Origin of the sequence: Aliiruegeria sabulilitoris, from assembly GCF_001558155.1 — a bacterium.
In the GTDB taxonomy this organism is placed as follows: domain Bacteria; phylum Pseudomonadota; class Alphaproteobacteria; order Rhodobacterales; family Rhodobacteraceae; genus Tropicimonas; species Tropicimonas sabulilitoris.
Genome location: NZ_LOAS01000084.1, coordinates 1 through 3,199, shown reverse-complemented (window position 1 = coordinate 3,199; position 3,199 = coordinate 1). Strand labels below are relative to the sequence as shown.

Here is a 3,199-nt window from a genome sequence, read left to right as displayed (position 1 = left end):
CGGTCAAGAGCCTGAATCTGAGACTTTTCGTCGACACACAGCACGACGGCCCGCTCCGGCGGATCGAGGTTGCGCTTGATCTCAACCTCGATTTCGCGGCGACGCAACTCACCATTCTTGAGGTCTCGGGACAGCTCCAGCACGACCTGCTCCGGTTTCCTGTTCAAGCTTGGCAAGGAAGGTTTCGACCAGCACAGCGGCACGTTCCTGACTTCCAGCTTCGGCATAGCACCGGAACTCGGGTGCATTCCCAGAAGGTCTCAGATGGACGATCTCTTCGCCCTGGAAACTCACACGCAAACCGTCTGTGAGATCCAGGCCGGTTTCGGGGCCGAGACTTTCGAAAAAAGCGGCACGATCCCCAACACTAGATGACATTGCTGCAATGAATGCCTTGGAAATACTGGTCTCAATACCCTGGATCCGATCGGCGGCGGTGAATCGTGGGGGTAGGGTATCGATCAACTGAGACATACTCTGATCGGCCGAACGCGCCGCAACGAGTGGAGCGATGATCGGCAGGAAACAATCACGGGTCACCAATGGAGCGAGCTTGCCCTCCACTGTCTCTGCCTCGAAGCCCAGCAGGAAACCGCCATTCGCCTCATAACCCACAATCCGGGCCGAGCTGTTTTCCGAGATTACTTCTTCCATCGCCGCGATGACATAGGGCGAACCAATCCTGGTACGGATCACTTGGCCAAAGCCCTTATCGACCATTGTATTGGACGAGACCGGCGTGCAAATTGTGTCGGCGCCCAATTGCCGTGCGGTTATTGCGCCAAGCACATCTCCGGGAACGACCCGACAGGCATCGTCCACCATCATGGGCCGGTCCGCATCACCATCGGTCGAGATCAGCACATCCAGCCCATGCGCCTCGAACCATCCAGCAAAGAGCTGCTTCGTCCCGGGATCCAGCGCTTCGGTATCGACAGGGATGAAAATATCGGAACGAGCGATGGCTACGGCTCTTGCGCCGAGACCTTCCATGACTTCAACCATCAGGTCGCGCGCCACGGAAGAATGCTGGTAGACGCCGATCGTGAGCCCTTCGAGGGCGGGGCCGAAAGCTTCCCTGTAGCGCGCCGCATAGGCAGCGGAGGCATCCATGTGCCGTTCTTTCCCCGGCGGCCCCGAAACCGGGCTGCGGCCCAGTTCGGCCTGGATCCCCGTCTCGTCCTGTTTCGAGATCTCGCCGGAGGGCACGTAGAATTTCAGCCCGTTGCGGTCGCTGGGGATGTGGCTGCCGGTCACCATGACGGCGGCGGCGCCTGCCTGCATCGAGGCGAGCGCCAGTGCCGGGGTGGGGAGCGCACCGCAATCGATCGCCTCGAGCCCGTGGGCAAGTATTTCTTCCCGGACCCATTTGGCGATCCGGGGCGAAGAGGGGCGCAGGTCCTGCCCGACGAAGACGCGTCCTTCATGCGGACAGGCGGCGAGGAAGGCGCGGGTGTAGTCGCACACGAGTGGCTCGGTCAGTTCCGTGACAAGGCCTCGCAGGCCGCTGGTTCCGAATTTCGGGGCCATGGGGGCCCTCCTCTTGTCAAAATATTCAGGCCGTGCGGCCCCGCAGAATGGCGGCGGCAGCCTTGTGCCGGTTTCTTGTCATGGCAGGGAACGTGAAACAAGGCCGGCAGGCGGGCGCGGCGGTGCCTATCCGCAGCGACCGGGAACGTTTTCCCCTTGCCTCACATCCTGCATTGCCTACACAACCTCATTGAAAGTTTGGTTATTTAAAGGCGCAATCCATGTCTCGAACGCATATCACTCCAGTCATTCTGTGCGGTGGATCCGGCACCCGGCTCTGGCCCCTGTCCCGCAAGAGCTATCCGAAGCAATTCTCGAAACTGATGGGGGAAGAAACCCTGTTCCAGGCCTCCGCCCGTCGCCTGAGCGGTTCGACGAATGCCCTGAATTTCAGGGCGCCGGTGGTGCTGACCAATTCCGATTTCCGCTTCATTGTGACCGAGCAGTTGCAGGCGGCCGGCATCGATCCGGGCGCCATCCTGATCGAGCCGGAGGGGCGCAACACGGCACCCGCAGTGCTTGCCGCTACGCTGCACGCGCTGGTCGAGGATACCGAGGCCGTGCTGCTGGTCGCGCCCTCCGACCATGTCGTGCCGGATATCGACGCCTTCCACGTGGCGGTCGCGCAGGGGCTTGGCCCGGTGGGGCAGGGCGAGCTGGTGACTTTTGGCATCACGCCGAGCCATGCGGAGACGGCCTATGGCTATCTCGAACTTGCCGACGCATCCGAAGGCGCGCCGGTCAAGCTGAGCCGGTTCGTCGAGAAACCCAACGCCGAGCGCGCCGTCGAGATGCTGGCGGCGGGCAATTTCCTTTGGAATGCGGGGATTTTCCTGTTTCGGGCCGCCGATATCCTTGCAGCCTTCGAGACCCATGCGCCGGGCCTCATGGAGCCAGTGCGCGCGGCCGTCGCCGAGGCGAAGACGGACCTGGGCTTTCTGCGGCTGGCGCCGGAGCCCTGGGCAGAGGCCGAGGATATCTCGATTGATTACGCGGTGATGGAGCGGGCCTCCAACCTGTCGGTGGTGCCCTTTTCCTCGGGCTGGTCTGATCTCGGCGGTTGGGATGCGGTCTGGCGCGAAAGCGGGCCGGATGCGGCCGGCGTGGTGGCCGGCGCGGGCGCGACCGCCATCGATTGCCGCGACACGCTGCTGCGTTCGGACAGCGAGCGGCTCGAACTGGTGGGGATCGGGCTCGAGAACATCATGGCGGTGGCGATGAATGACGCGGTGCTGGTGGCGGACATGTCGCGCGCCCAGGATGTGAAGAAGGCCGTTGCCGCGCTGAAGGCCAAGACGGCGGACCAGGCCACGCATTTTCCCAAGGATCACCGCCCCTGGGGCTGGTTCGAGAGCCTCGTGGTGGGCGGGCGCTTCCAGGTGAAACGCATCCTGGTGCATCCCGGCGCGGCGCTGTCGTTGCAATCGCATTTCCACCGCTCCGAGCACTGGATCGTGGTCGAGGGGACGGCGAAGGTGACCGTGGATGACGAGGTCAAGCTGCTCACGGAAAACCAAAGCGTCTATATTCCGCTCGGCGCCGTGCACCGCATGGAGAACCCGGGCAAGGTGCCGATGGTGCTGATCGAGGTACAGACCGGCTCCTATGTCGGCGAGGACGATATCGTGCGCTACGAGGATGTCTATTCGAGGAATTGATGGATGTGGGG

2 protein-coding genes are annotated in these 3,199 nt (G+C 62.6%); one reads left to right on the top strand and one right to left on the bottom strand.

The genetic code is table 11. From position 1 onward, the window contains the following. Positions 1 to 108: 108 nt before the first annotated feature. Positions 109 to 1,530 (bottom strand): phosphomannomutase, encoded by a 1,422-nt coding sequence (locus AX756_RS24590; RefSeq protein ID WP_068318491.1) that lies wholly within the window; start codon positions 1,528 to 1,530, stop codon positions 109 to 111. 221 nt (positions 1,531 to 1,751) lie between these two features. Here AX756_RS24590 and AX756_RS24585 point away from each other — a divergent pair, with 221 nt between their 5' ends. Then, a complete protein-coding gene (locus AX756_RS24585; RefSeq protein ID WP_068318488.1) occupies positions 1,752 to 3,188 on the top strand; it encodes a mannose-1-phosphate guanylyltransferase/mannose-6-phosphate isomerase in 1,437 nt (478 codons plus the stop codon). Positions 3,189 to 3,199 lie beyond the last annotated feature (11 nt).